This is a genomic window from Flavobacterium amniphilum (genome assembly GCF_023634845.1).
Taxonomy (GTDB): Bacteria; Bacteroidota; Bacteroidia; order Flavobacteriales; family Flavobacteriaceae; genus Flavobacterium; species Flavobacterium amniphilum.
The window spans coordinates 1-3,361 of sequence record NZ_JAMLJL010000041.1 but is presented as its reverse complement, the minus strand read 5'-3'; the positions used below and the strand labels follow the sequence as shown (position 1 = coordinate 3,361).

Annotated in this window: 2 protein-coding genes and 1 pseudogene; all 3 read left to right on the top strand. The window is 31.6% G+C overall.

All coding sequences use genetic code 11. The features are described from left to right. Positions 1-1,404, top strand: a 1,404-nt coding sequence (locus NAT51_RS19550; protein ID WP_250601790.1) for an RHS repeat domain-containing protein, incomplete at its 5' end; no start/stop codon positions are given. Between the two features lie 2 nt (positions 1,405-1,406). Beyond that, complete coding sequence (locus NAT51_RS19545; protein ID WP_250601788.1) at positions 1,407-2,243, top strand: hypothetical protein; 837 nt, start codon at positions 1,407-1,409, stop codon at positions 2,241-2,243. A gap of 340 nt (positions 2,244-2,583) precedes the next feature. Then, a pseudogene (locus tag NAT51_RS19860) lies at positions 2,584-3,260 on the top strand (IS1 family transposase). The last annotated feature ends 101 nt before the right edge of the window (positions 3,261-3,361 follow it).

Here is a 3,361-nt window from a genome sequence, read left to right as displayed (position 1 = left end):
CATTTGAACCTGCCAGTAAATATTACTTTTTACAACCCACACGGCAAGCAGACCAAAATTGAGTATATTTACGATGCGGTAGGGAGTAAAAAAGCAAAGAAAGTTCATTATTATGAACCAGATTACAGCGGCGGCGGCGGATCGGAGATGAAGAGAACAATTGTAAGTACTAACACTACACAAACTAATTCTTCTGTAGGCCCAACGACTTATGTGCAAAAAATAATGCGAACGGATTATTTGGATGGAGGCTTCCAATATAAAGACGAAGTACTTCAGTTTTTTTCACATTTCGAAGGATTTGTTATGAGTGACAAGGGGAATTATGTGTATTATTTCAATTACACAGATCATTTAGGGAATGTAAGGGTAAAGTACACCGATGACGGTAGTGGAACACCTTATATTGTGGAAGAAAGCAACTACTACCCATTTGGACTAAAACACAAAGGCTACAACGAACCGGAGCAGAACATGAAGGACTGGGGGTATATTCTGACGATGGAGAGTTCTTTGAACCATAAGTATAAGTTCCAAGGTCAAGAGCGTCAAGATGAACTTGGACTGAATTGGGATAGCTTTAAATGGAGAAACTATGATTATGCTATTGGACGTTTTATGAGTGTAGATCCATTAACAGAAAAATATAATACTTGGTCACCTTACACATTTAGTGGTAATATAGTAATTCACGCAAGAGAATTAGAAGGTTTAGAGCCTCATCTTCCATTTGATGATATGGAAAAAGCAGCTGAAAATTTTGGGAGCCAATATAATGGATATTCTATTGCTAACAAGAGAGAAGTTGGTACTCAATATTATAAAATTAAAGTAGGTGACGTATATAAATATTCTTATACAACACCAGTTGAAGGTGATCCCGTTGATTTGAATGGAAATGCAAAAGTAAATATTCTTTCCTCAAATGATTTACCTGAAGGGGGTCAATATGTTGGAGATGGTCATGGTCATGGTAATGACTCTAATCAGAGATTTGCAATCCTTACAAGAAAAGAGTATTCTTTAAAGGATTTTGATGAAAAAGCAACAAATTCTGAATTAAAATATTTACAAACAGGGAAACTTAGTGTACTAAAGAACTTTAAAATTGTGGAAGGAGCTAACGGTCCAAGTGTTGGTTCAGGAGATATGCCTTTTTGGCAAAATCAAATTAAGCGTTTGGGTAAAAATTATGAAGGATCTTATACATTTACACCTAGTGGTTTGGTTTGGATCACAAAAAACAATGAAGGTAAACCTCAATTTAAAGTAGATTATAATTTGTCAAGAATTACCCCTAGTGATCCAAATTCAATTATGCGCATGAATAATGTTTCGGGTACTGTTACCCCTGTTGTTAAGCCATTACCTGATTACAAAAAAGTGGACCCTAAAAAAGATTAATTATGAAAAATATTTTTTATTTATTATTACTATTTGCATTTAAAAGTTATGCAGATTCAACTAAGTATGCTACCGCAAAGTATGGCAATGTTGAAGTAATATCATCCACTTCATTTTATACAGAGAAAAACAATAAAGTATTCATATTGGGACAGTATATTGATTTACTTACTAAAGAGAAAAAATTTAAAAAAAATATCCAATTCTTTTTTTATGAAAGACTACCTGGGACAGATTCAACAGCATGTCATAAAACAAAAAAGAAACTTACCATCTTTTTTTATAAATACGATTTTGATGTTGAGAAATCGCTAAACTTTATAGAGAATTTAATTAATAATTATGAAAAAAATATTGAATTTGATAATAGTGATTTAACTAACATAGACTTTAATTCACCTATTGTAAATAAAGTATTGACGCATAAGATCTATAGACCGAGAATAATTAAATGGCTAAATAATAAAGGAAATATTTCTTATTATTTTCAAAATAACCAATATGTGTTCTTTAACATTAAGGATGATAAGAAGAAAACAATAATAACTTTTAAAAATGTTTTTGATTATGAAAGTTTTTATGATCAAATGATAGTTGTTTTTAATGAGAATGACAAGATAAATTTTATAGAAGATATAAATAAGCCTATTCTTAAGTCATTGAAAATTGAAGACTATAATTTGCCTTATTATCCTTTTAAAACTTTCTATCTGAAAGGAGGAATATTAATGTTTGAATTTTTTCCAAATTATTATAAAGAAAGGGTCTTGTGTTACTTGATTAATGAGGATAAGATTATTCAGGATTTAAAATATAGTTTGGGTAATGTATCAAATTAGGGCATACTGGACTTTATGGGGAAAAATGAGTATACCATCACCCCGATAGCGCATTCTATGATAAAAAACAACTTTAATTAAACAATTAAGATGCAAATTTATAGATATCTACAAACGGAGTTTGTCTGCTAACCACAGAGAAAACCCTACTTATAATTTTGCATCTTATATTGTTTAAAACTAACATGCCATTTTTGCCTGGTAATGTATCAGATGTGTTGGTAACCTATTTTTAGCTAATAACTATTTTGAAAATCAAACATTTTTAACTTTATAATTGAGAATTTAAAAGCAACCTTCGGGTTGCTTTTTTAGTATTTAATCCTTTAAATCGAAGAAAATGGCTTCAGAGTTGAGTTCGTGTATCAGATGTGTTGGTGATTGTTTAAGAACTATAAAGTATGGCAAAACAAAATCCGGGAATCAAGGTTTATTTGTAAAGTTTGTGGAAAAACTAAAGTTGAAACTTATATTTATAAAGCCTATAATTCAGAAGTAAACAGTAAAATTATCTTGTTCACTAAGGAAGGACTTGGCATAAGAAGCACGGCAAGAGTATTGAAAATATCCACCACTACCCTATTAAAAAGAATTATTTCCATCGCTAAAACCATACAACAGCCTGTAATTTAAATGCATAAGATTTATGAAGTCGATGAAATCAGAACGTATATCAAGAGAAAAGACAGGTTAGTATGGATTGTTTACGCTTTGGAAAGGGAAACCAGAAAGATTATCAGTTTCCATGTTGGACGAAGGACTAACAACACATTGAATGTAGTTTTAAAAACGGTGAAGTTTTCCAATCCGCTAGCTGTATACACTGATAAGTTGAAGCATTACAAATATTTGCTGGATGCTCATGTTCATAAAACAAAGCGATTCGGTACTAATCATATTGAACGGATGAATCTTTCATTACGCACCCATTTAAAAAGACTGAACCGGAGAACGATTTGCTTTTCCAGAAGCCAGTTGGTTTTACAGTCGGTTTTGAAAATTTACTTTTGGGTGTAGTGAATTGGTTTGATTGAAGGATAATTAGACCTGACAGGTTTTTGAAAACCTGTCAGGTCTGGAATGTTCAAGTATTGAGACTGGATTTTGAGGAGTCAGAT